Below are 23,701 nucleotides of genomic sequence, written 5' to 3'. Positions count from 1 at the left end.
AGTCGTTTAAAAGTCGAGCTCATTAACGGCTATACTGTCTGTAAAGTAGTCCAACTCCTGTAGTTCTTTGCGTAAACGATACTTTTCTTGTATTGCTTCGATTTCGCGCCATCTTCTTTTTTTATTTTTTTGAGAAGCTTCCTTTTTTGTTTCAGGACCTTCTATTATATTGCTTAGGCTATCCATGAATATCTCCTTTAGACTGCATTTGATACCAGTCTTATTAAAAACATAAGCTATAACGGCTCACTAATTTAACGCAATAGGTATTAACTTCGCGAATACCTATACCATAGGCCTAGCTAAAATAGAATATAAAAGTGACATTTATGTTACTAAAGTGTGATTTGTTGATGAAGTTTTACTTTATGATGGGTTTATAAGTTTTTTGCATATAAATTACAGGCATAAAAAAACGTCGCAACTGCGACGTTTTTATACAAGCGTTTGAGCCAATTACATGGCTTTAAAGCGTGCTTCTAATTGCTCTTGAGCATCAGCAAAAGAGCGAATACCTTCAGCTAACTTTTCAGTCGCCATAGCATCTTGGTTATGCAACCAACGAAATTGAGCTTCGCTAAGCGGTGCCGGTTTTGGCTGCTGCGCAACATCTTTTGCTAGTAAGTATTCTGGTGCATCTTCAAGGTTACCCAACTCTTCTAAAAGATTGGGGCTAATAGTTAGCTTATCGCAACCAGTAAGGGCAATAATTTCGCCGGTATTACGAAAACTTGCACCCATAACTACCGTTTTGTAGTCGTGGCGTTTATAAAATTCAAAAATGCTGCGTACCGATTGTACCCCAGGATCTTGCAGTGGGTCGGTCGGTTTTTCCATACCGTTAGCAACGTGCCAATCTAAAATACGACCAACAAATGGCGAGATTAAAAATACGTTAGCATCGGCGCAAGCACGTGCTTGGGCATCACTAAACAATAAAGTAAGGTTACATTTAGTACCTTCTTTTTCTAGTTGTTCAGCGGCTTTAATGCCTTCCCAAGTAGAGGCTACTTTAATTAAGATTTTATCTTTGCTTACGCCTTCTTTTTCGTAAAGACTAAGTAGCGTGTGCGCTTTATCAATAGTTGCTTGGGTATCAAACGAAAGACGTGCATCTACCTCAGTAGAAATATAACCAGGTACAATAGCGCTAATTTCTTTACCTAATAATACCGCAAAGTAGTCGCATGCTAGCGCTAGTTGCTTCGCTGGATCTTGCTCGGTTTCTTTGGCGTAGCTCCATGCTTTATTTAAATAAGGCTTATAGGCTTCAATCTCGCTCGCTTTTAATAGCAATGACGGATTGGTCGTTGCGTCTTCTGGTTGATGCTTTTTAATTGCTTCAATATCACCCGTGTCGGCCACGATTGATGAATGTTGTTTTAGCCTTTGTAGCGCGTTAGTCATTTGCTTTCCTCATTCCAAGCAAGTTAAAAGAAAATCTAAACTACTTTAATATTACACCATACTGCAACAGCGAAGTAATGCTTGATAGGTCTTATGTCCTTATCAATATAAAAACGGTTATGTATGAATTATTAAGGTAGGATCAGTCTGTTTAATATTAAACAAAACGTGCTTTTCGTTTCATTTAATGTTGAAATTGACATTAAATAAATTACAAGTCAATAGCTAACTATGATCACTGTTATTTCACCTGCAAAAAATCTTGATTACACCACGCCACCTGCAACCGATAAGTTCACTCAACCGGAATTACTTGAGCACAGCGAAGCACTGATGCAAGTATGCCGTGAACTAACCCCTGCGCAAATTGGCAGCCTGATGAAAATTAGCGATAAGCTCTCAGGGCTTAACGCTGCTCGCTTTAGTGAGTGGGCACAGCCATTTACCACAGAAAACGCTAAACAAGCGGTACTAGCCTTTAATGGCGATGTATATGGTGGTTTAGATGCTAGCACGCTAACGGCTAATCAGCTTGATTACGCACAAAGCCACCTACGCATATTATCGGGCTTATATGGGCTTTTAAAGCCGCTTGATTTAATGCAAGCGTATCGCCTTGAAATGGGCACCAAGCTTGAAAACAGCCGTGGTAAAAACCTGTATGAGTTTTGGGGCTGTGTAATTGCCAATAAACTTAACGAGGTATTAAAAGCCGAGGACGCCCAATACTTAGTTAACCTTGCTTCAAACGAGTACTTTAAAGCGGTTGATAAAAAAGCCCTTAATGCACAAATAATTACTCCACACTTTAAAGACTGTAAAAATGGTCAATATAAAGTAATTAGTTTTTACGCTAAAAAAGCACGAGGCATGATGGCGCGTTACCTCATCGAAAATAAAGTAACTCAGCTAAGCCAGCTTAAAGAGTTTACAGTAGCGGGTTATTATTTTAGCGCTGAAGCAAGTGTGAAAGAGCTTGAGCCAGTATTTTTACGCGATGAACAAAGCTAAAACTTAAACCTTTACCTAATCTATAAAAGCCATGCACAGCATGGCTTTTTTAATACTGGCGCTATACTTGCAATTGATATGCGAATTCAAGATTGATTCTAATCACATTATAAATCAATAGGTGCAAGTTACATGTTTAGTATTCCCTCAATTAGCGACGCCGAAAAACTTATCGAAGAAAAGCTCGGAGGGTGGTTTGATGTCGTTATAAGCCATATTCCTAATTTTATTGTGGCAGTTATTATTGTCATTCTATTTTCTATGCTGGCTCGCTTTGCCGGTAACTTAATGAAAAATTTATTACGCCGCTCCCTCGATTCAAAACAGATAGCTGATTTAATGGCTTCTATATTTAAAGTGCTGATATTAAGTGTAGGAGTGTTTATAGCACTGGATTTTATGGGCTTAAAAGGCACGGTAACGTCATTACTAGCTGGTGCCGGTATTGTTGGTTTAGCGATTGGTTTTGCATTTCAAGATATGACCGAAAACTTAATAGCAGGTATTGCTATGGGTATTCGTAAGCCATTTAAACCAGGTGATGTAATAAAAACTGATGATGTGTTTGGCTCTGTGCATTCAATAAACCTGCGTAATACACTAATAGAGAGCTTTTATGGGCAGCAAATACTAGTGCCTAATAAAATACTATTTAGAAATGTATTGCGAAACTACAGCACGCTAGGCGTTAGACGCATAGAAGTGCCGGTAAGAATTTCATTAACAGAAGACATAGAAAAAGCCGCAAACGTTATTGTGGATAAAATTAATCAATTTGAGTTTGTAATACGCCAAGATGAAACGGCCGTATACGCAGAGAGTTTTGGCGACAGTAGTATTAATTTATTATTGTGGTTTTGGATTAAATACCCTGGTGAGCCAGACTTTATGACAGTACGCCACAAAGGTGTTGTGGCAGTACAGCAAGCACTAAATGAGGCTGATATTCTTATCCCATTCCCAATACGCAGTTTAGATTTTGGGGTTAAAGGCGGCGAAAACCTCGATGCAATAATAAGTAATAAAGTAAATACACCATCGGCTGATCAAGAAGGAGCCGATGGCTCTACAGCCAATAAAGAAGGTTAAATAGCTTGAACGCTGGTTAAATTATATTGCGTAAAAGTTACTTTTAACCAGCGCGTATTTACACAGTAATATGCGCTGGTTTACTTATTAAACCAGCAACCAAGTTGCGGTGCCTAAAAAGGCAAATATACCTACTATATCGGTTACTGTAGTGAGTATTACACTGCCAGCAAGTGCAGGGTCTATTTTCATACGTTTAAGTATTATAGGAATACACGCACCCGCCACACCCGCAACAACTAAGTTCATAAACATTGCAAACGCCAGTACCGCGCCAAGCATTAAGTCCCATTGCCATAGGGCTATAACACTGGCAATTAAAACAGCCCATAAAATACCGTTTAATGCACCAATGGCGAGCTCTTTTATCATTACAAAACGTTGGTTAGTTTGGTTAATATGGCCCACTGCTATACCACGAATAACCAAGGTTAATGACTGGCTACCGGCCACCCCACCCATTGAGGGGACAATGCCGTTAAGCACGGCTAAAATAGGCAGTATTGCTAAAGTGCCTTCAAAAAAGCTGGCAACAAAAGCAGCTGCCAGAGCCGTTAATAAGTTAACACCTAGCCAAACAGAGCGTTTTTTTGAGCTTTTTAAAACCGGTGCAAAGGTATCTTCTTCATCATCAAGACCCGCTAAACCTAATAAGTGATGCTCTGCGTCTTCACGAATTACATCAACAATGTCATCGATAGTAACACGGCCAAGTAGCTGGGCGTTGTCGTCAACTACTGGGGCTGATATCCAGTTATGACGTTCAAATAACTGCGCCACTTCGCTTTCATCCATCGAAATAGGAATAGACTCACAGTCTTCATCCATTAGGTCGTGAACAATTTTTTCGGGCGAATTGGTTAGTAAGGTACTTAACGATAAAGCGCCTAAAAAACAGTTATGCTTATCGACAACGTAAAGGTCGTCGGTACCCTCAGGGAGTTCGCCGCGCAGACGAATGTAACGCAGTACCACATCTAGGGTTACATCAGGGCGAATGGTTACTGTATCTGTGTTCATCAGCGCGCCAGCAGAGCGTTCCTGATAGGAGAGTGCTTGCGTAGCACGTTCTCTATCTTGAATGTCCATGGCGCTAACCACGTCTTTATAAACCGTGTCAGGCAGGCTTCGCAGTACTTCACCTAAGTCATCGTGGCCCATGTCTTCAGTGGCAGCAGCAATGTGCTTAGGTTCCATTTGGGCAATAATGCCTAAACGTACATCTTCAGAGAGTTCTTCAAGAACATCACCTTGTACATCTGGATCAACTAATTGCCAGAGCAGGCGACGAACTTTATGCGGTGATGATTCTAGTAAAAGTGCGGTATCACAAGGAGCTGTTTTTGCCAGCATGCGCCTAACTTGAACAAACTGACCACTATTGAGTGACTTGGTCACTTGTTGTAATTGTTGTAGTGGGTAGTCTTGTTCGAAAGTTTCGGGCATTGGCGTCCTTAATTTATTTTTATAACGTTAGGGAAGAAGTTAGTCATTAACTTCGTTCAGTTTATCTTACTTTTTTTAGCCAAACTAGCTTAAGGTTTCACTAACCCTATATTTTAGCTCGTTTACTTGGTTTAAATAAAGTGCCTACTATTCTTGTTCGTTAAAGCGCTGCGCTATTAATTGGCCAACGGCATGTAAAGCATGCTCTGCATCGGGTCCTTCGCACACTACTTTTACTTCTTTACCTTGGCTGCTTTCTAGTAACATTAAAGCCAGTACGCTATCGCCAGCGGCTTCTTTTTCATCTTGAAATAAGGTAATAGATGCGTCAAATTGTACCGCTAATTGTGCTAATACGGTAGCAGCTCTAGCATGCAGGCCTAGCTTGTTTTTTATTAAAAATGTATTTTCTAAGCGCATAAGATACTCTACTTAAGCTGAACAGATGATTATTTAAATTGAATTATTTTTCTTGCTCGCGATGGCGAATTTTTACATTAGGGTGAGACATAGCAAAGCTTTCACCAATTGTTTGCGCTAAATAAACTGAGCGGTGCTGACCACCAGTACAACCAATAGCAATGGTTAAATAACTGCGATTATTACGCTCTAGGTGTGGTAACCACGTTTGTACAAAGGTTTGAATTTGCCAAGTGAATTTTTGCACAATACTATGACTAGCTAAATAATCTTTTACTGGTTGATCTAATCCAGTTAAAGGCTTGAGCTCCGGTTCCCAGTGTGGGTTTGGTAAAAAACGCGCATCAAAAACATAATCAGCACCTTTGGGAATACCATGCTTAAAGCCAAACGACTCAAAGGTAATGATAAGCTGTTTGTCTTTTTTACCGAGTATGGTTTCACGCATAGATTCAGCAAGTTGATGCACACTTAAATCGGTTGTATCAATGACATGATCAGCCCGCGTTACGAGTACATCGAGTAATTCTTTTTCCTTTTTTATTGCTAAATCTAGCGGTAGCGAATCAATCGAAAGCGGGTGCAAGCGACGTGTTTCTGAATAACGGCGGATTAACGTTTGATCGTCGCTATCTAAATAAAATAACGTTGGTTTAGCAAAGTCGGGCAAGTACTCAAGAATATCGTTAAACTGCTGCTGGTCTTTAGGCAGGTTACGCACGTCTATACTAACGGCTATTTTATCGTAGTTATCAGAGACACTGCGCACTAATGAAGGCAGCAAATTTACCGGAATATTATCTACACAATAGTAACCTAAATCTTCTACAACACGTAAAGCAACTGACTTACCAGAACCTGATCGGCCACTTATAATAATTAATTCCATTTACCACCCCTTTATTAGTAACTAGGATTGATCCAAAATAACTTGGTATAACGCTTCATCAGACTTTGCCGCACGCAATTGCTTACAAAACTCTTTATCGTTTAGTTTATCAGCTATTGTGGCTAGTGTTTTCAAGTGCTGCTGGTTATCGCCATCGGGCACTATAAGCGCAACAAAAATATCAACTGGACGATTATCAATTGCATCAAAATTAATAGCGGTTTCGCTTATTAAAATTAAGGCAAGAGGCTCTTGTGCCCCGCTCATACGGCCATGTGGAATTGCTATTCCTCGGCCAATACCGGTACTACCTAGCTTTTCTCTTGCCAATAAAGCAGTGAGAATATCTTGCTGAGGTAAATACGGCATTTTTTTATGCGCGAGTTCACTGATGAATTCTAAAATTCTTTTTTTACTATTAAAAAGGACCACAGCTTTGCTGCAGTCCTGGCATATAAGTGAGCTTAATTTCATAGTGTTAGTGTCGAGCAAACTTCTCTTTGTGTTTAATTACTTGACGATCGAGTTTGTCAATCAACGAGTCAATGGCAGCGTACATATCTTGGTGTTCGGTCGATGCAAATAGCTCAGCGCCACTTACAAAAATTGTTGCTTCAGCTTTTTGACTTAATTTTTCTACATCGAGAATAACATGCACATTAGTTATGTGATCTGAGTGTCTTTGCAGCTTTGCAAATTTATTATTTACATAGTCTCTTAATGAGTCTGTAATGTCTACATGACGACCAGTTAAGTTTAGTTGCATCAGCATTTTCCTCTTTGTTGTACGTCTTAAATCAAGCTTTTACGTTGATTCGACGGGGGAATAGCCAGAGATTCGCGATATTTTGCAATTGTCCGTCTAGCTACTTTAATTCCTTGCTCAGCCAATATATCTGCAATCTTGCTATCACTCAATGGTTTGGCTAAGTTTTCTGCAGCTATCAACTTTTTAATCAGGGCACGTATGGCAGTTGATGAACATTCGCCACCATTTTCGGTGCTTACATGGCTTGAAAAAAAGTACTTAAGCTCAAAAATGCCACGTGGAGTGTGCATATATTTTTGCGTAGTGACCCGTGAAATAGTCGACTCGTGCATTTCAACTATTTCGGCAACATCGTTTAATACCATAGGTTTCATGGCTTCTGGGCCATGTTCAAAAAACGCTTGTTGCTGCTTAACAATACAATTAGTTACTTTCAGGAGCGTTTCGTTTCTACTTTCTAGGCTTTTAATAAACCATTTAGCTTCTTGTAAGTGCGAGCGAATAAATTGGCTGTCACCGCTGGATTTTACTGTACGAGACATAGCCGCATATTGGCTGTTAACACGTATTTTTGGCATGCTATCTGGGTTTAGCTCTACCACCCAGCGGCCTTTTATTTTTTTAACAGACACGTCAGGTATAACGTATTCAGACTCTTCTCTGACAATAGTATCCGCAGGCTTAGGATTAAGCGTATGAATAAGTGTCATTATTTCTTTAAGCTCTTCTTCTTTGAGCTTAGTTTTTTTCATTAACGTACGATAGTCGCGAGCAGCGAGTAAATCGATATGATCAGTTAACACCATTTTTGTTTCGTTAATATAAGGGGTGTCTTTATCAAATTGATTTAATTGAATGCATAAGCATTCTTGCAAGCTGCGAGCTGCAATACCAACAGGATCAAATAATTGAATGCGCTTTAGCACTGCTTCTATTTCATCTAGTTCTACTTCGTGTTCGTCGTCAGTTTCTTGGTTAAAGCTTGCTAAAAGGTCTTCGCAACTGAGGGTTAAAATACCAGAGTCATCTACGGCTTCAACGATAGCTATGGCAATAGCTTCGTCGGTAGGGCTAAAAGGGGTGAGCTGTAATTGCCACATTAAGTATTCATGCAGGGTTTCGGTTGATGCACCTTGATAAATAGATTCATCTTCAGGCATTGGCCCTGATGAAGAGGCAGGCGCTGCGCTCATATATTCATCCCATGATACATCCATGGCCATGTCGTCGCTTATGGTGTCTTTATTTAGTGCTTCACCGCTATCTTGCTCATACTCGCTTGGGGTGTCGTCAGCAGAGGCGCTAACAGTAATGTCATCTGCTTTTTGCTCGTTTTTACCTGCTGATTCTTCCGTGTAATCTTGTTCATCAACTTCAAGTAATGGGTTGCTATCAAGTGCTTCTTGTATTTCTTGCTGGAGATCCAAGGTACTAAGCTGCAATAAGCGAATAGCCTGTTGCAGTTGCGGAGTCATTGTAAGTTGCTGGCCCATGCGCAGCTGTAATGATTGCCTCATTTATCTCTAACAATCCTTATAAATTGATATGATTAATCTTAGCAGATGCTTATAGTAATAACATAAATATTACAGTTTGAACTGCTCGCCTAAATAAACATCACGTACTGTTTTATCGTTTAATACAAATTCAGGAGTACCAGATGCAATTAGCTCCCCATGAGAAACAATGTAGGCTTTTTCACAAACATCAAGGGTTTCCCTTACATTGTGGTCGGTAATTAGTACGCCAATACCACGATTTTTAAGGTGTTCTATAATTTTTTTAATATCGAGCACTGAAATAGGATCCACGCCAGCAAAGGGCTCATCAAGCAATATAAATTTAGGATCTGCAGCTAAAGCACGTGCTATTTCTACGCGGCGACGTTCACCACCAGATAGCGCCATACCTAAGCTGTCGCGAATATGTTGCAGGCTAAATTCGTCCAACAAACTATTTAGGGTTTCTTCCCTGGCTTGTTTATTTAGTTGCTTACGCGTTTCTAAAATAGCCATTAAATTTTGATACACAGTGAGCTTTCTAAAAATAGAAGATTCTTGTGGTAAATAACCAATACCTAAACGAGCACGGCTGTGCATAGGAAGTAAGGTAATATCGTTATCATCAATTAATATTTTACCTTTGTCGCTAGGAACTAAGCCTACAATCATGTAAAAGGTAGTGGTTTTACCTGCGCCATTTGGGCCAAGTAAACCAACAATGCTGCCAGCTTTTACTTCAAGTCCTACATTTTTAACAACTTCACGGCCTTTATAGCTTTTTGCTAATAGCTCTGCTTTTAATGTACTCATGGCTGACCTTTATTGAGTTTTTGTTCTTTTTTTACGTCTATAGGCACTAAAATAGTGTGTACCCGATCAGTTGAGTTTTCATCTTTTTCAGCACTTATAAGCTGTTGCTCTATATCGTAGGTGATGCTTTTAGCCGTAATTTTTTGCCCAGCTTGAGAAATGTTTGCATCTCCTACCAGGGTTAAAAAACGTTTCGCTACATCGTAACGTACTTCGTTAGCGCTGGCGCTCATGACAGTACCATCTGCTTGCTTTTCTTCAAAATATGCAGGGCTGCCCGTGGCAATTAATAGTTGTTTATTATCGCCAAGTTCGTCGCGCTTATGTACTTCTAAACGATCGGCGGTTATACGACGATTGCCGTGAATTATCTCGACATTTTTATCAAAAATACCAACGTTTTCTTTTAGTTGACCTTCTTGTCGGTCAGCACTAATAGAAATTTGATTAGCTAATGGGGAAGTACTTTGCTCTGCCGCATTACTATTAAATACAAGTATAAGCGATGGAATAATAAGTATTTTTGCAAGGTTATTGGTCATAATATAGTGTTCGCGTATGGTTAATTAGTTTTATCACCTCGGTTGTTAAATTGGCTTCAAGGCCTTTACCGGTGATCTTTAAATTCGGTCCAGTTATAATAACGGGCTGTTCGCTGCGCATAGTGAGTAGCATTATATCTACTTGAATATTGTCGGCGATAATTTTGTCTATCATTGCGCCATCAATTAAGTTTTGGGCAGTTACATTACCCTCTAAAATTAATTGTCTTTCATCGTAAAGTGTTGCTTCATCAGCATTGATACGCCACGTTTTTTGTCTATCGTCGTACAATATGAAAGTAGGTTTTTCGAATAAGGTAAATCCTAGCTGCTCGTAAAGCTCCGTTTTAACCGCAGTTACTTTATGGCTAATTTCACCGTTTTCGTCAAAAGCTGTTTGTTTTAGCTCAATGGCGGTGTAATCGGGTTTAGCTATTACTTCTGAGTCGGCTTTAGCAACCGTATTTACCTGAGTAAAATAAGGGTACCAAAGCCAAACCATACAGGTGATGAATAAAACGCTTAAGACTATGCGCGCTATATTCATGAACTGGTGCCTTGGCTAGTTAATGGTTTATTGTTTTCAAGCATAAGTAAGTCGGTTAGCTCTCTTACTGCACCAAAACCACCCGGCATTTGCGTAGTGTAATGTGCTAAGCGTTTAATTAGTGGGTGCGCGTCGTTTACTGCGACTGCAAAGCCAACTAACTCCATAACAGGCATATCAGGGCCATCATCACCAATATAAGCAATTTGCTCATCGCTCAAATTAAGCTTGTTTTTAAGTTCTTGGTAGGCAATAAGCTTGTTTTCTTGACCTTGATAAATATGCTGCACGGTTAAGCTGGTCATACGTTGTTGTACTATTTGCGAGTGCCTGCCGGTAATAACCGCTACTTCAAAGCCGCTGTTAATAAGTGCTTTAATACCAAAGCCATCTTTTGTATTAAATGCTTTTAGCTCTTCACCTTGGTTGCCAAGATAAATTCGGCCATCAGAAAATACGCCATCAATGTCGCATATAAGTAGTTTTACTTTTTTTGCGCGCGCTTTAGCGTCATCACTTAGCGCTTGATAGAGTTCTTCAAATTGCATTTATAATACTCCTGCTTTAAGTAGGTCTTGCATATTGAGTGCCCCAATAGGCTGATTATGCTCATTAATAATAATTAAGCCATTAATGCGTTTATGTTCCATAATATTAAGCGCTTGCGCAGCAAGCATATCTTGGGTTGCCGTGGTACACGATTTAGTCATTACTGCATCTATTGACGTGGTATGAATATCAACGCGTTGCTCTAAAATACGGCGTAAATCACCATCGGTAAATAACCCGGCGAGTTGCTGGTTATCGTCAACTATGGCGGTCATACCTAAGCCTTTAGCTGTCATCTCAATCAGTGCATCTTTAATAGTTTGCGAAGTAGTTATAATAGGCGTATTTACACCGCTGTGCATAACATCTTTTAAGGTGAGCAGTAATCGCTTCCCTAAACTGCCACCGGGATGCGATAGTGCAAAGTCATCGGCAGTAAATCCGCGTGCTTCTAACAGTGCTACCGCCATTGCATCGCCCATAGCGAGTGTTGCCGTGGTACTGGCTGTTGGTGCTAAGCCTAATGAGCAGGCTTCTTTTTCTACTTTAATGCATACATGCACGTTAGCAAGTGTGGCCATGGTTGATTGTGTATTTCCTGTCATGGAAATAATTTTTGCACCAAGGCGTTTTAACACTGGAATAATATTAAGTACTTCACTGGTTTCGCCTGAGTTAGAAATAAGCATAACGACATCGTTTTTAGTGATCATGCCCAAATCGCCGTGGCTGGCTTCGCCTGGGTGCACAAAAAAAGCAGGGCTACCAGTGCTTGCTAAAGTTGCCGCAATTTTATGGCCAATATGCCCCGACTTACCCATACCAATAATTATAATACGGCCGCTGCAGTCATACATAAGCTGACATGCCTGATGAAAATTATCATCTACATATTGTTTTATATCAAAAAGTGCTTGGCGCTCGATATCAAGAACACGTAGCCCTTGCTCGATAAAACTTAGCTTGGTCATAGACAACTCTTACCCTATTTGACTAAAGATGTAACCTTGGTAAATCAAAAATGCGCTTAGCAGTAAACCACCTTCTACTCTATTGATACGCTGTGCGCCTCTAAAGTTCAATGACATAACAATAAGTGCCAAGGTTGCTGCAATCATAATCAGTACATCACGATTAGCAATAGAAGGGTCGATTATCGATGGATTGATAATACCGGCAAGTGGTAACACGGCTAAAATATTAAAAATATTTGAGCCCACAATATTACCCAGTGCTAGGTCATCTTCATTTTTAAGCACACCTGCAACAGACGCTGCCAGTTCTGGTAAACTGGTGCCAATAGCAATAATAGTTAAGCCAATTACCAAGTCACTTAAGCCAAAGAATTTTGCAATGTCGACAGCTGAGCCAACTAAAAAGTGAGAACTAACAGGAAGTAATATCAAGCCTACAATGAGCCAAAAAACTGCCTTTTTAGTGGGAACGTTATCGGGTACTTCATCGCAGGCTTCGTTTACAAATGGATCGTTATTATTTTTAGCTCTTAGGGAGATAATAATAAGTCCAAAAATAAATACAACAAAACCAATAAGTAGGGCAATTGCTTCTGGGTATGAAAAATAGTTATCTGAAAAAATATACCAAGTAGCTAACGAAATAATTAATACCAAAGGTATTTCACGTTTTAAGGTGCTTGATGAAACAGACAACGGGCGCAATAAAGCGGTAATACCCAGTACTAATAAAATATTGGTTATGTTTGAGCCAACGGCATTGCCTATGGCAGTATCGGTTTTACCGGCTAAAGCGGCAGAAGCCGAAACCATCATTTCAGGCGCTGATGAACCCATTGCAACAACAGTTAACCCTACAATTAAAGTAGGCACACCAAAGTTTTTCGCCAGTGCTGCGGCGCCATAAACGAACTTGTCAGCGCTCCAAACTAGGCCAGCAAGACCAAAAATTAAAATAACAAATGAGGTAACCATTGTATTGAACCAGTTATTGAAAATACATATTGCGCGAATAGTAACAAAAGCCAATCTGAAAGTATAAATAAAACAGTGGCGAAGAGAGCGGTTAATCACTTATTTTATAAATATTTAGGGTATGCTATGCAAAGGTTTAAGCCAAGGTTAAGGTGGTTTGAGCGAGCCTTATAACTGTTTTGGCAATTACATTACAAAATCTTACGAATTGTTTTTTCCATCTTGGTCGAAAAAGCCTTAAAATAGGAATACGAGTGAATATTGTTATGGAGAGCGACTTGTCGCAATCAATAGTAGAAGTCAAGGATGTTTGCTTTTCAAGGGGCGATAGAATCATATATAAAAATATGAGTTTTAGTGTTCCTAAAGGTAAAATCACTGCCATTATGGGGCCAAGCGGCATTGGTAAAACTACCATGTTGCGTTTAATTGGCGGTCAGCTAAAGCCTGACTCTGGTGATATTTTATTTGAAGGCAGTAGCATTCCAAAAATGTCACGTAAAGCCCTATATGAAGCGCGTACCAAAATGAGTATGCTTTTTCAAAGTGGTGCATTATTTACTGACATGTCGGTATTCGATAATATAGCTTTTCCGATTCGAGAGCACACTAAGCTAAGTGAAGACCTTATTCGTTTAGTGGTATTAATGAAGTTACAAGCTGTGGGTTTACGAGGCGCTAAAGATTTAATGCCGTCGGAGTTGTCAGGTGGTATGGCTCGCCGTGCAGCTTTAGCCCGCTCTATAGCACTTGACCCTGAATTAATTATGTATGACGAACCATTTGCAGGCCAAGACCCTATTTCTATGGGAGTACTGGTAAAGCTTATAAAATCACTTAATGAAGTGCTTGGTTTATCGTCTTTAATTGTGACCCATGATGTGAACGAAGTCATGAGCATTGCCGATCACGTTATAATAATTGCCGATCAAGGTGTTATTGGCAGTGGATCGCCAGAACAAATGCGTCAACACGAATCTCCTTTGGTACAGCAGTTTTTAAAAGGCTTATCGGATGGTCCTGTGCCATTTCATTTCCCGGCACAAACATATGCAGATGAGTTGCTTGGAGAGAATAAATGATGTTGAATTTTCTGCAAAAAATAGGGCATAAAACACTAGGTCGTTTTGCAGCGCTAGGGCGCTCAGCGAACATGTTATTTGGTGCACTTGTGCACATACCTAACTTTAAAAAAGGCACCCCCTTACTCATTCGCCAGCTTTATATGGTGGGCTCACAATCGTTGCTCATTATTGTGGTGTCGGGGTTGTTTATTGGCATGGTATTAGCGCTGCAAGGCTATACAGTGCTGGTTGGTTATGGTGCAGAGGATAGCTTAGGCCCTTTAGTTGCGCTGAGTTTGCTCAGAGAATTAGGTCCTGTGGTTACTGCATTGCTATTTGCTGGGCGGGCGGGCAGTGCGCTCACCGCTGAAATTGGCTTAATGAAAGCAACCGAGCAATTGTCATCACTCGAAATGATGGCCATTGATCCATTGAAACGTATAATTGCACCGCGTTTTTGGGCTGGTTTAATAAGTATGCCGTTGTTAGCATTAATATTTTCGGCAGTGGCTATTATTGGTGCCCATTTAGTCGGCGTTGATTGGCTAGGCGTTGATACCGGAAGCTTTTGGTCAATTATGCAATCACAAGTTTCGTTTCAGCAAGACATACTCAATGGCATAATTAAAAGCGTTGTATTTGCTATTGTAGTGACCTGGATCGCCCTTTATAAAGGATATGATTGTGTACCAACTTCTGAGGGGATCAGTAAAGCAACCACAGAAACCGTGGTGCACTCATCTTTAGCAGTGTTAGGGTTTGACTTTCTTTTGACAGCGGTAATGTTTACCAACTAGTAGGGTATAGATAATGAATTCACGGAAATTAGAGATTTTAGTTGGTTTTTTTGTCGCATTAGGCATTTTAGCATTTGCTATGCTTGCGCTTAAAGTGGCCAACACTGGTATTAGTGGCTCAGGTGACACATACACACTTAATGCTAAATTTGAAAACATAGGCTCATTAAAGCCCCGTGCACCCATTAAAGTGGGCGGTGTGGTTATTGGCCGGGTAGAATCTATTTATGTTCATCCGCAAGAATTTTTACCAGTTGTTAATATGACCATTGATGCACAGTATTTATGTCGTTTTTCAGACACTAGCTCAATCTCTATTTTAACGTCAGGCATTTTAGGTGAGCAGTACTTAGGGATTAACCCTGTTATTGCACCAGAATCTGCAGAGCAGCGTTGTTTAGGTTTAACTGTGGTACATAACGAACAAGATCAAGCAATTGATGATTTATTTGGCGTAGAAAGTAAAGCGCTAGGTGACGGTGGATCTATTACCGATACTAAGTCTGCCTTAGTGCTAGAAGAGTTAATTGGGCAGTTTTTATTCAACCAAGGTAGTGAGTAATTATTATGTTGAAAAAGTTTTTAGTTATTGCAGCGCTTAGTACCCTAACGTTTGCACAGGTAGTTAAAGCTGCCGATGTTAAGCTAACAGATCCTAACAAAATGGTACGTCAAGTGGCAGATAATACCTTTGAGCGGATCACAAAAGATCAGCCATTAATTATTAAAAATAATGAGCATTTACGTGTCATTGTTGAAGAAGAATTAATGCCCTACATTGACTACAAATATGCGGCACTGCGAGTGTTAGGCAGCGAAGTATCAAAAGTGCGTGCAATAACCGATGAAGCTGAAAAAGCGCGCGCAATTAAAGATATTCAGCGCTTTATTGTGGTATTTAGAGAGTACCTAGTAGCAACGTATGCAGGTGTTTTTACCCAATACACCAACCAACAAGTCGAGTTTGGCGCACCACAACCTTTTAAAGGTAAAGATGTGGTGGTAGTAAAAACCAAGATCATTGAAGCGGGTAAACCCGATATTAAAATTGACTTTAAAGTACGTGAAGATAGAAGTGGTGAATGGCGTGCTTACGATATGATTGCAGAAGGTATTAGCTTACTAGATGCAAAGCAAAGTGAGCTACAAGGCATGTTACGCCAACAAGGTATTGACCACGTAAGTAACCTTTTAGAGCAAAAGAGCCAACTGCCAGTACAGTTTAGAGGCAGCGACACCAATGACTAAGTTGGTGATAAGCCAAGTTGATGAGCAACATTTTCGAGTCAGTGGTGAGCTTACTCGAAGTTCAATTGGCGATGAAAAAGGCCTGGGCAGTCAGGCAATAACCAAGCATAAAATCTGCTACTTTGACCTTAGTGACGTATCTAGGGTTGACACAGCAGGCTTAGCTTGGTTAATTCACACTTTTGCGCAGTACAAGCAACAAGGCATTCGCCTTGAGTTGCAAAATCCACCTGAACAATTGCAAAATTTAATGCAATTGGGTCAAGTTACAACCCTATTTGAGTGAGAGTTATGGAAACTAGCCAAGTCGAAATATTATTACGCGATGAACTTCAATTAGCAGAAGTACATGTTAAAGCCAATGGTAGCCATTATGAAGTAATAGCTGTTGGCGAATGCTTTGACGGTTTAAGCCGAGTGAAAAAGCAACAGCTAGTTTATGGACCATTAATGAATACTATTTCAGATGGCACCATTCACGCAGTATCAATTCGCGCTTTTACTCCTGTAGAGTGGAAACGCGAACAAAAATTTATTTTACCGCAATAAAAAAGGCCCCTACATGGATCAATTTGTAATTCAAGGTGGCACTTCGCTTGCGGGTGAAGTTACTATCTCTGGCGCTAAAAATGCGGCACTTCCTATTTTATTTGCCGCATTATTAGCCGATGGTAAAAGTACGTTTACTAATGTACCGCGCTTGCGTGACATAGTTACCACCGAAGCGTTATTAAAAACCTTAGGTGCGAGTGTTAATTGGCAAGGCGACACGCTTGTGATTGACGGCGCAACAGTGGATAAAACACTTGCTCCGTATGACCTAGTTAAGCAAATGCGTGCATCGGTACTGACACTCGGGCCTTTAGTGGCGCGTTTTGGTGAAGCACAAGTGTCACTCCCTGGTGGCTGCGCTATTGGGGCTCGACCTGTGGATATTCATATTCAAGGTTTAGAGCGCATGGGCGCACAAATCAACGTAGAAAACGGCTATATTAATGCCAAAGTAAATGGTCGCTTAAAAGGCGCTGAAATCTTTATGGAGATGGTTAGCGTTGGCGCTACTGAAAACCTATTGATGGCCGCGACCTTAGCCGATGGCAAAACTGTGCTTGAAAATGCAGCTTGTGAGCCAGAAATAACAGACTTGGCTAATTGCTTAATTGCTATGGGCGCTAAAATTACGGGTGCGGGTACAAACCGTATTGAAATTGAAGGCGTTGAGCGTTTAGCGGGTTGTGAGCACCGTATTTTACCAGATCGTATTGAAACAGGTACTTTTTTAGTTGCTGCTGCTATGGCCGGTGGCGAAGTGCTGTGTAAGATGACCGATTTTCATTCACTTGAGCCGGTAATTGAAAAGCTACGTGCAACCAATGCATTGTTAGAAGTACATGACAACAGCATTTATTTAGATATGCGCGGCAGAGAATTAAAAGCCGTTAATATTAAAACAGCTCCGCATCCTGGTTTTCCTACCGATATGCAGGCGCAGTTTACCGCATTAAATGTAGTGGCTAATGGTAGTGCCACCATTACCGAAACTATTTTTGAAAACCGCTTTATGCATGTACCTGAGCTACAACGTATGGGCGCAAATATTCGCTTAGAAGGCAACACAGCTATTTGTGGTGATACAAAAACTCTTAGCGGTGCCCAAGTTATGGCAACCGACCTACGTGCATCAGCCAGTTTAATTTTAACCGGTATAGTGGCGCAAGGTGAAACGATAGTTGATCGTATTTATCATGTTGATAGAGGTTATGAGCGCATTGAAGATAAGCTCAGCGCGTTAGGTGCTAATATTAAACGTAGAAGTAGTTAAATAACTATTTAGTTAGTTAAGGTATTTTTAAAGGCCGGATAAGCTAATTTGCTATCCGGCCTTTTTATTAAAGCTTAGTTTCAAGCTCTGCAACCGTCACCATTATTTTTTCTATTTTACCATTGCGGTACAGCTCAAATTCTATTTCTTTACCGGGTTCGGTATTGCCTATTTTTTCTAACACTTTTTGTGGGTTTGCTACCGAAAGTCCTGCTATTTCAATTACAATATCTTGCTCTTCAATACCGGCCTGCCAAGCTGGGCCTAGTGGGTCTAAGTTAGTAATACGCATACCTGCCACGGGCGTTAGGCTGTCGTTTACTTCTTTGCCTGTGCTATCTACAGCTGTCCCCTCAAAGCCTAAGTAGCCACGAACCACTCGGCCATGGCGAATTAGTTTTGCCATAACCTCTTTTACTAAAGAGTAAGGAACCGCAAAAAATATTCCCTGTATGTTTAAGTTTTCGCGAGTTTTAAATTGCGCAGAAGTAATACCGACTAAATCACCATTGGAATTAACTAATGCACCGCCCGAATTGCCTACATTAATGGCTGCGTCCATTTGCAATAAATTATTATAAGGACTGTCGGTGATTTTTTGTTTGCCGGTGGCGCTAATAATGCCTTGGGTAATGGTTTGCCCTAAATTTAAAGGGTTACCAATGGCCAGTACAATGTCGCCAACACTTGATGAGTAGTCATCGTTAACAGGAATAACAGGTAAGTGATCGGCATTAATTTTTAAGAGCGCAAGGTCAGTAATAGTATCAAAACCAATAAGCTGTACATCAAAAAAGCGTCGGCCATCGGTTAATATAACCAGTATTTGGTCGGCATTATTAATCACATGATAATTGGTAAGAATATAGCCATCTTGCGACATGATCACGCCCGAACCTAGTTCTTGTACGGTGTTTTGTCGTTTATAGCGTGGTTCTTTAGAAATACTTTCTGAAAAAACGGTGACTACCGAAGGAGCCGCACGCTTAACCGCATCTGAAAAGCTTAAATGGTTGCTACTCATAGCACTGGGCAGTGGCACATTAGGCAGCAATGCAGTGCGCATATTAGGACTAAAAAAAACCACTAAAAAAGCAATACCTAGGCCTGCAAATAGAGGAGGGAGTATAAATTTTAAGATTTTTAGCACAAGATTCTTATTGTTAGTGAGCAATCTCTTTATGATGGCCAAAAAAAATAACAGCGGCAAGTGCCGCTGTTACTTTTATTGCATTTTAACGGTTATAAATTATTGAATGAGTACAAATATAGACTCACGACCGCGTTTTACCCCTAATACAATGTTGCCTTTGATGTTTTCAATGATCTGGTTCATATCATTTATGCTTTCTACGCGCTGGCGATTTACTTGCACAATAATATCACCTTCTTCAAGACCAACACGCGCTGCAGGAGAGCGCGGATCTACCGTACTAACTTCAATACCCTTAGCGTTATTTTTCTTAACGTTTTCTAATGTGGCACCTTGAAATGCAGGGTGTAATTCTTCGCCAGTTGCGGTAATACCAGATGCGCCATCTAGGGTTACTTTAACGGTTTTTATCTTACCATCGCGGTAAATACCTAATTTAACGTCTCGGCCTTCGCCTAAGGTTGCTATTTTACTGCGTAATTCATGAAAGCCGCTAATATCACTACCATTAATGCTAATAATAACATCGCCTGCTTGTATGCCCGCTTTGCTGGCTGCAGTGTTATCCATTACTTGCATAACATACGCGCCCTGTTTTACGTCAAGCTGCTGTGCTTTGGCAAGCCCAGCATCGAGAGGGCGACCTGATATTCCTAGCGAGCCACGGCGAACTTCACCGTGTTCAATAATTTGATCAACTAAGTTTTTCATCATATTAGAAGGAATAGCAAAGCCAATACCTACGTTACCGCCAGATGCGCCTAAAATTGCGGTGTTAATTCCAATTAGCTCGCCATTTAAATTAACTAATGCACCACCAGAGTTACCTTGGTTAATAGCGGCATCGGTTTGAATGAAATCTTCGTAACCTTCAATATTTAAGCCACTGCGACCAAGTGCGCTTACTATGCCAGATGTAACCGTATGGCTTAAACCAAATGGGTTACCAATGGCAACAGCAAAGTCGCCCACCCGTAAATTATCAGAGTTAGCTAGCTTTACTGCGGTTAAATCATCTGCATCTATTTGTAATAAGGCGATATCAGACTCTTTATCAGTGCCAATTTTGGTTGCCTCAAACTCTCGGCCGTCTTCAAGGGTGACTATCATTTTTTCGGCGTCTTGGATCACATGGTTGTTAGTGACCACATAACCTTTCTTAGCATCAATAATAACCCCTGAGCCTAACCCGCTAAATTGACGTTTTTGACTGCGAGGTTGTGGGTTACCAAAAAAGAACTCCAGCGGATCGGCGCGGCGACGTATTTCTTTTGAGCCCGAAACCTGGATACTGACAACACCAGGGGTTATTTGCTCTAACATAGGCGCAAGTGTTGGTAATTGTTGGCCATTTACTGCAATCGGCATTTTTGCGTAAGACGTAACCGGGCTCAATAATAGGCTAGTAGACAAAATAGCTGCGCTGATAAGTGATAATTTCATTTTCATAGTCAGGGTTTACTCCACTTAGGATAAGCGAAAACAAAAAGGGCTACTTTAAAAGCAGCCCTTTTCGGTTTATTTAGGGCCTGTTGACCTTTGCAGGATTGTAATTTGTTCTATCTAGAGGGGGTTTAATCGCGGCGCGAGATTTGTAACCTAGTGGGCTAAGTAAAAACCGAGCAACAATGAGTAAATTCCCCCTAGGACGAACCCAAGGGCAGCGCATGTTTGTTATTTATGCTGCGTTATCGCCTGTTTATGTGAAATAACCACATGGCACAGGCTCTGCCTTGCCTAAAAATCAAACATACTGCTGCAAATTCAACCTCGAAAGAAAAACAGGCCCTTTAAAACAACAAAGCTGTTATATCTAAAGACTATGGGGTTGAAAAAAAGTTCATCAAGATGCTGTTGAAGATTTTGCTTCGCCAGCAAACAAACCAGACTCACCCGATACGTAATCAGCCGGCTGTGCATCGGCGTTAGAGCGATCTGAGCGGCGCTCTTTAAGTGAAGCTTGTAACTGCTCAGTCATCTCTTTAGAGAAAAAAGGTTCAGCAGGTGCTTTATTTCTGTCCTCTAGTAAAAACTGATTAGTTTCTTCAACATGGCTAAGTAACTGATCGTAATTGTCTTTCATTTTAGTTACTAACTTACCAGTATTTGCTAAGTGATCAGCTACATCTTGTCGATATTGCTCTAGCGTATTTTTTGCTTGTTCAACCTGCTCTTCTAATTCATCATGCTTGAACTGTTTTTTAGTGACAAATGCACCGATGAAAAATGCGGCTATAGCAACAATAATAACTAAACCGACCCATGTAAATGTACCCATAAATATCACCTCTTTGGGAAAATAACTAACGAATATCTTAAATCAAACTAAGTCTAATATACCCTGACTAATGATGCGTGTTAATATGCTTTGTAAATTAAACTGCGTTTTAACTGTAAATAGATATGACTCCTTGGCAAACATACCAGCAAGACCTCAAGCGTGATGACTTTGTATACGACGCAGCACAAGAAAATGCTGTACGTCATTTACAGCGCTTATATGATGATTTAACTCAAGCAAAACCGCAACCTACCGGTTTTTTTGCAAAGCTATTTAATAAAACAGAGCCTGCACCTATAAAAGGTTTGTATTTTTGGGGCGGAGTAGGGCGTGGTAAAACGTATTTAGTTGATACCTTTTATGAAGCACTACCGGGGCAGCGTAAAATGCGCGTGCATTTTCACCGCTTTATGCACCGAGTACATGACGAGCTTAAAAAATTAAATAAAAAAGAAAACCCACTAGAAATAGTAGCTGATATTTTTAAAGCCGAAACCGATATAATTTGTTTTGATGAATTTTACGTTCAAGACATTACCGATGCTATGTTACTCGGTGGCTTAATGGAAGCACTGTTTGCTCGTGGCATAGTGTTAGTTGCTACGTCGAATATTATTCCCGATGAGTTGTATCGAAATGGCTTACAGCGCGCGCGCTTTTTGCCCGCGATTGCGCTTGTTAATGCAAATACAGAAATAGTAAATGTCGATTCGGGCATAGATTACAGATTAAGAACTTTAGAGCAGGCAGAGATATTTCACAGCCCACTCGATGAGCAAGCCGATAAAAATCTATTTGAATACTTTGATAAGTTATCACACGAACAGGGTAAATCTAATACCGCCATTGAAATTGAAGGGCGCATGATTAAAACCCGTAAAGTATCTGATTGTGTTGTAATGTTTGAGTTTAGCGAATTATGTGAAACCGCGCGTAGCCAAGTAGATTACATGGAAATTAGCCGTTTATATAACACAGTTATTTTGTCTAACGTAAAACAATTTGGGCAAGTGAATGACGACGCAGCAAGACGCTTTATTGCATTAGTAGATGAATTTTACGAACGCCACGTGACTTTAATAATTTCGGCAGAAAAACCCATTACAGAGCTCTATACTCAAGGTAATTTAAGCTTTGAGTTTAAACGCTGCATAAGTCGCTTACAAGAAATGCAGTCGCTAGAGTATTTAGCGAAAGAGCATTTAGCATAAAAGTTAGCGCCTTAGGGCTAATTTATTCTTTTGAGGAAGGGGCTCAATGCTAGAACCCAATACACAGCGAAGGTCTTTTTAATATAAAGTGCCTAGCAGTTAAAAAATTTGTGGAAAAAACAACCCGCCGGTAGTAATGCAATAAAAGTGCTGATATACTCCCGCTCCTGCCACGTTGCGTTCTATGCCTTCATATAGTCTAGCCACTTGTGAGCGGCGCAAAAGTCTAAAACTCGAAGGGGTTATAGCAAACTTAGAGCAGTAGTTAATATTAACTACTTGTGGTTTTAATTGAAAAACATTGGATTTTTATAAATGAAAACGTTTGTTGCTAAACCAGAAACAGTAAAACGTGACTGGTACGTAGTTGACGCTGAAGGTAAAACTTTAGGTCGCATCGCTACTGAAATCGCTCTCCGCCTACGCGGTAAGCATAAAGTTGAATATACACCGCACGTAGATACTGGTGATTATATCATCGTTATCAACGCTGAAAAAGTTACTGTAACTGGTAACAAATTCAAAAACAAAGTGTACTATTCACACTCTGGTTTTCCAGGTGGTCTTAAGTCTACTACTTTTGATAAACTTCAAGCTGCAAAGCCTGAAATGATCATCGAAAAAGCTGTTAAAGGCATGTTGCCACGTGGTCCTTTAGGCCGCGCTATGTACCGTAAACTTAAAGTTTACACAGGTACTGAGCATAACCATGCTGCACAACAGCCTCAGGTTCTAGACATTTAAGGAGCACCATCATGGCAAATCAATACTACGGTACAGGTCGTCGTAAAAGTTCTAGTGCTCGCGTGTTCTTACGCCCAGGTACTGGTAACATCGTAATCAACAAGCGCTCTTTAGAAGAGTACTTTGGTCGCGAAACAGCACGTATGGTTGTTCATCAAGCTCTAGAGCTTGTTGATATGACTGAAAAGTTTGATCTTCACATCACCGTTTCTGGTGGTGGTACAACTGGTCAAGCTGGTGCAATCCGTCACGGTATTACTCGTGCACTTATGGAGTTTGACGAGTCACTACGTCCACAACTTCGTAAAGCAGGTTTCGTAACTCGTGATGCACGTAAAGTTGAACGTAAGAAAGTGGGTCTTAAGAAAGCGCGTAAGCGTCCACAGTTCTCAAAACGTTAATATTTACGTTATCAAGAATTCAAAAACCCAGCTTATGCTGGGTTTTTTGT

Annotated in this window: 29 protein-coding genes; 12 read left to right on the top strand and 17 right to left on the bottom strand. The window is 40.4% G+C overall.

The window, feature by feature from the left end:
• Positions 1–6: 6 nt before the first annotated feature.
• Both AAEY55_RS02390 and tal read right to left on the bottom strand, forming a co-directional pair.
• Positions 7–186, bottom strand: a complete 180-nt coding sequence (locus AAEY55_RS02390; RefSeq protein ID WP_011329208.1) for a DUF3545 family protein — start codon at positions 184–186, stop codon at positions 7–9.
• A 270-nt stretch (positions 187–456) separates the two neighbouring features.
• Positions 457–1,407, bottom strand: coding sequence for a transaldolase (gene tal / locus AAEY55_RS02385; protein WP_089368743.1), 951 nt, complete (start codon positions 1,405–1,407; stop codon positions 457–459).
• A gap of 231 nt (positions 1,408–1,638) precedes the next feature.
• Between tal and yaaA the strand changes: the two genes are divergently transcribed.
• Together yaaA and AAEY55_RS02375 are read left to right on the top strand one after the other, a co-directional pair.
• Entirely contained in the window at positions 1,639–2,418 is a 780-nt protein-coding gene (yaaA, locus tag AAEY55_RS02380) for a peroxide stress protein YaaA (RefSeq protein ID WP_089368742.1), read from the top strand.
• Positions 2,419–2,550: 132 nt separating this feature from the next.
• A complete protein-coding gene (locus tag AAEY55_RS02375) occupies positions 2,551–3,507 on the top strand; it encodes a mechanosensitive ion channel family protein (RefSeq protein ID WP_089368741.1) in 957 nt (318 codons plus the stop codon).
• Between the two features lie 87 nt (positions 3,508–3,594).
• Here the strand turns inward: AAEY55_RS02375 and mgtE are convergent, their stop codons facing one another.
• From mgtE to AAEY55_RS02315, 12 genes are all read right to left on the bottom strand, one after another.
• Positions 3,595–4,953 carry a magnesium transporter gene (gene mgtE / locus AAEY55_RS02370; RefSeq protein WP_011329204.1) on the bottom strand — a complete coding sequence of 453 codons (1,359 nt, stop codon included), beginning with the start codon at positions 4,951–4,953 and terminating at the stop codon, positions 3,595–3,597.
• 147 nt (positions 4,954–5,100) lie between these two features.
• A complete protein-coding gene (locus AAEY55_RS02365) occupies positions 5,101–5,373 on the bottom strand; it encodes an HPr family phosphocarrier protein (protein WP_011329203.1) in 273 nt (90 codons plus the stop codon).
• Between the two features lie 43 nt (positions 5,374–5,416).
• Entirely contained in the window at positions 5,417–6,262 is an 846-nt protein-coding gene (gene rapZ / locus AAEY55_RS02360; protein ID WP_011329202.1) for an RNase adapter RapZ, read from the bottom strand.
• Between the two features lie 21 nt (positions 6,263–6,283).
• On the bottom strand, positions 6,284–6,736 hold the full coding sequence (gene ptsN, locus AAEY55_RS02355; RefSeq protein ID WP_041454569.1) for a PTS IIA-like nitrogen regulatory protein PtsN: 453 nt from the start codon (positions 6,734–6,736) through the stop codon (positions 6,284–6,286).
• Positions 6,737–6,740: 4 nt separating this feature from the next.
• On the bottom strand, positions 6,741–7,028 hold the full coding sequence (hpf, locus tag AAEY55_RS02350) for a ribosome hibernation promoting factor (protein WP_011329200.1): 288 nt from the start codon (positions 7,026–7,028) through the stop codon (positions 6,741–6,743).
• Positions 7,029–7,054: 26 nt separating this feature from the next.
• Complete coding sequence (locus AAEY55_RS02345; RefSeq protein WP_041454568.1) at positions 7,055–8,548, bottom strand: RNA polymerase factor sigma-54; 1,494 nt, start codon at positions 8,546–8,548, stop codon at positions 7,055–7,057.
• A 69-nt stretch (positions 8,549–8,617) separates the two neighbouring features.
• On the bottom strand, positions 8,618–9,343 hold the full coding sequence (lptB, locus tag AAEY55_RS02340) for an LPS export ABC transporter ATP-binding protein (protein ID WP_011329198.1): 726 nt from the start codon (positions 9,341–9,343) through the stop codon (positions 8,618–8,620).
• Complete coding sequence (lptA, locus tag AAEY55_RS02335) at positions 9,340–9,885, bottom strand: lipopolysaccharide transport periplasmic protein LptA (RefSeq protein ID WP_350549931.1); 546 nt, start codon at positions 9,883–9,885, stop codon at positions 9,340–9,342. The genes lptB and lptA overlap by 4 nt, the downstream gene beginning before the upstream one ends.
• Positions 9,875–10,432: an LPS export ABC transporter periplasmic protein LptC gene (gene lptC, locus AAEY55_RS02330; RefSeq protein WP_350549928.1), complete on the bottom strand. Its 558-nt coding sequence runs from the start codon at positions 10,430–10,432 to the stop codon at positions 9,875–9,877. Before lptC ends, lptA begins: the two co-directional genes overlap by 11 nt.
• Positions 10,429–10,980 carry a 3-deoxy-manno-octulosonate-8-phosphatase KdsC gene (kdsC, locus tag AAEY55_RS02325; protein ID WP_011329195.1) on the bottom strand — a complete coding sequence of 184 codons (552 nt, stop codon included), beginning with the start codon at positions 10,978–10,980 and terminating at the stop codon, positions 10,429–10,431. The genes lptC and kdsC overlap by 4 nt, the downstream gene beginning before the upstream one ends.
• Positions 10,981–11,952 carry a KpsF/GutQ family sugar-phosphate isomerase gene (locus AAEY55_RS02320; RefSeq protein WP_011329194.1) on the bottom strand — a complete coding sequence of 324 codons (972 nt, stop codon included), beginning with the start codon at positions 11,950–11,952 and terminating at the stop codon, positions 10,981–10,983.
• Positions 11,953–11,961: 9 nt separating this feature from the next.
• Positions 11,962–12,930 carry a calcium/sodium antiporter gene (locus AAEY55_RS02315; RefSeq protein WP_041454567.1) on the bottom strand — a complete coding sequence of 323 codons (969 nt, stop codon included), beginning with the start codon at positions 12,928–12,930 and terminating at the stop codon, positions 11,962–11,964.
• 266 nt (positions 12,931–13,196) lie between these two features.
• Here AAEY55_RS02315 and AAEY55_RS02310 point away from each other — a divergent pair, with 266 nt between their 5' ends.
• The 7 genes from AAEY55_RS02310 to murA are packed head-to-tail and all read left to right on the top strand — an operon-like array spanning position 13,197 to position 17,861.
• On the top strand, positions 13,197–14,012 hold the full coding sequence (locus AAEY55_RS02310) for an ATP-binding cassette domain-containing protein (RefSeq protein WP_182683953.1): 816 nt from the start codon (positions 13,197–13,199) through the stop codon (positions 14,010–14,012).
• Complete coding sequence (gene mlaE / locus AAEY55_RS02305) at positions 14,012–14,791, top strand: lipid asymmetry maintenance ABC transporter permease subunit MlaE (protein WP_041454775.1); 780 nt, start codon at positions 14,012–14,014, stop codon at positions 14,789–14,791. The genes AAEY55_RS02310 and mlaE overlap by 1 nt, the downstream gene beginning before the upstream one ends.
• A gap of 13 nt (positions 14,792–14,804) precedes the next feature.
• A complete protein-coding gene (gene mlaD / locus AAEY55_RS02300; RefSeq protein WP_011329190.1) occupies positions 14,805–15,353 on the top strand; it encodes an outer membrane lipid asymmetry maintenance protein MlaD in 549 nt (182 codons plus the stop codon).
• 5 nt (positions 15,354–15,358) lie between these two features.
• On the top strand, positions 15,359–16,039 hold the full coding sequence (locus AAEY55_RS02295) for a phospholipid-binding protein MlaC (RefSeq protein WP_011329189.1): 681 nt from the start codon (positions 15,359–15,361) through the stop codon (positions 16,037–16,039).
• Positions 16,032–16,325 carry a lipid asymmetry maintenance protein MlaB gene (locus AAEY55_RS02290; protein ID WP_011329188.1) on the top strand — a complete coding sequence of 98 codons (294 nt, stop codon included), beginning with the start codon at positions 16,032–16,034 and terminating at the stop codon, positions 16,323–16,325. The genes AAEY55_RS02295 and AAEY55_RS02290 overlap by 8 nt, the downstream gene beginning before the upstream one ends.
• A gap of 5 nt (positions 16,326–16,330) precedes the next feature.
• Positions 16,331–16,588 carry a BolA family protein gene (locus AAEY55_RS02285; RefSeq protein ID WP_011329187.1) on the top strand — a complete coding sequence of 86 codons (258 nt, stop codon included), beginning with the start codon at positions 16,331–16,333 and terminating at the stop codon, positions 16,586–16,588.
• A 13-nt stretch (positions 16,589–16,601) separates the two neighbouring features.
• Positions 16,602–17,861: a UDP-N-acetylglucosamine 1-carboxyvinyltransferase gene (gene murA, locus AAEY55_RS02280; protein ID WP_011329186.1), complete on the top strand. Its 1,260-nt coding sequence runs from the start codon at positions 16,602–16,604 to the stop codon at positions 17,859–17,861.
• A gap of 67 nt (positions 17,862–17,928) precedes the next feature.
• On the opposite strand, the gene AAEY55_RS02275 is transcribed toward murA, so the two are convergent.
• From AAEY55_RS02275 to AAEY55_RS02265, 3 genes are all read right to left on the bottom strand, one after another.
• On the bottom strand, positions 17,929–19,011 hold the full coding sequence (locus AAEY55_RS02275; RefSeq protein WP_011329185.1) for a trypsin-like peptidase domain-containing protein: 1,083 nt from the start codon (positions 19,009–19,011) through the stop codon (positions 17,929–17,931).
• A 99-nt stretch (positions 19,012–19,110) separates the two neighbouring features.
• On the bottom strand, positions 19,111–20,463 hold the full coding sequence (locus AAEY55_RS02270; protein WP_086995406.1) for a Do family serine endopeptidase: 1,353 nt from the start codon (positions 20,461–20,463) through the stop codon (positions 19,111–19,113).
• Between the two features lie 394 nt (positions 20,464–20,857).
• Positions 20,858–21,292, bottom strand: a complete 435-nt coding sequence (locus AAEY55_RS02265) for a YhcB family protein (protein ID WP_350549924.1) — start codon at positions 21,290–21,292, stop codon at positions 20,858–20,860.
• Between the two features lie 125 nt (positions 21,293–21,417).
• On the opposite strand from AAEY55_RS02265, the gene zapE reads away from it, so the two are divergent.
• The 3 genes from zapE (at position 21,418) to rpsI (ending at position 23,651) form a co-directional block, all read left to right on the top strand.
• Entirely contained in the window at positions 21,418–22,506 is a 1,089-nt protein-coding gene (zapE, locus tag AAEY55_RS02260; protein ID WP_011329182.1) for a cell division protein ZapE, read from the top strand.
• 315 nt (positions 22,507–22,821) lie between these two features.
• Positions 22,822–23,250, top strand: a complete 429-nt coding sequence (gene rplM, locus AAEY55_RS02255) for a 50S ribosomal protein L13 (protein WP_011329180.1) — start codon at positions 22,822–22,824, stop codon at positions 23,248–23,250.
• Positions 23,251–23,258: 8 nt separating this feature from the next.
• A complete protein-coding gene (rpsI, locus tag AAEY55_RS02250) occupies positions 23,259–23,651 on the top strand; it encodes a 30S ribosomal protein S9 (RefSeq protein ID WP_086995409.1) in 393 nt (130 codons plus the stop codon).
• Positions 23,652–23,701 lie beyond the last annotated feature (50 nt).

This window comes from Pseudoalteromonas sp. 120-MNA-CIBAN-0494 (assembly GCF_040308885.1).
GTDB classification, from domain to species: domain Bacteria; phylum Pseudomonadota; class Gammaproteobacteria; order Enterobacterales; family Alteromonadaceae; genus Pseudoalteromonas; species Pseudoalteromonas nigrifaciens.
This window is presented reverse-complemented; position numbering and strand designations above follow the sequence as displayed.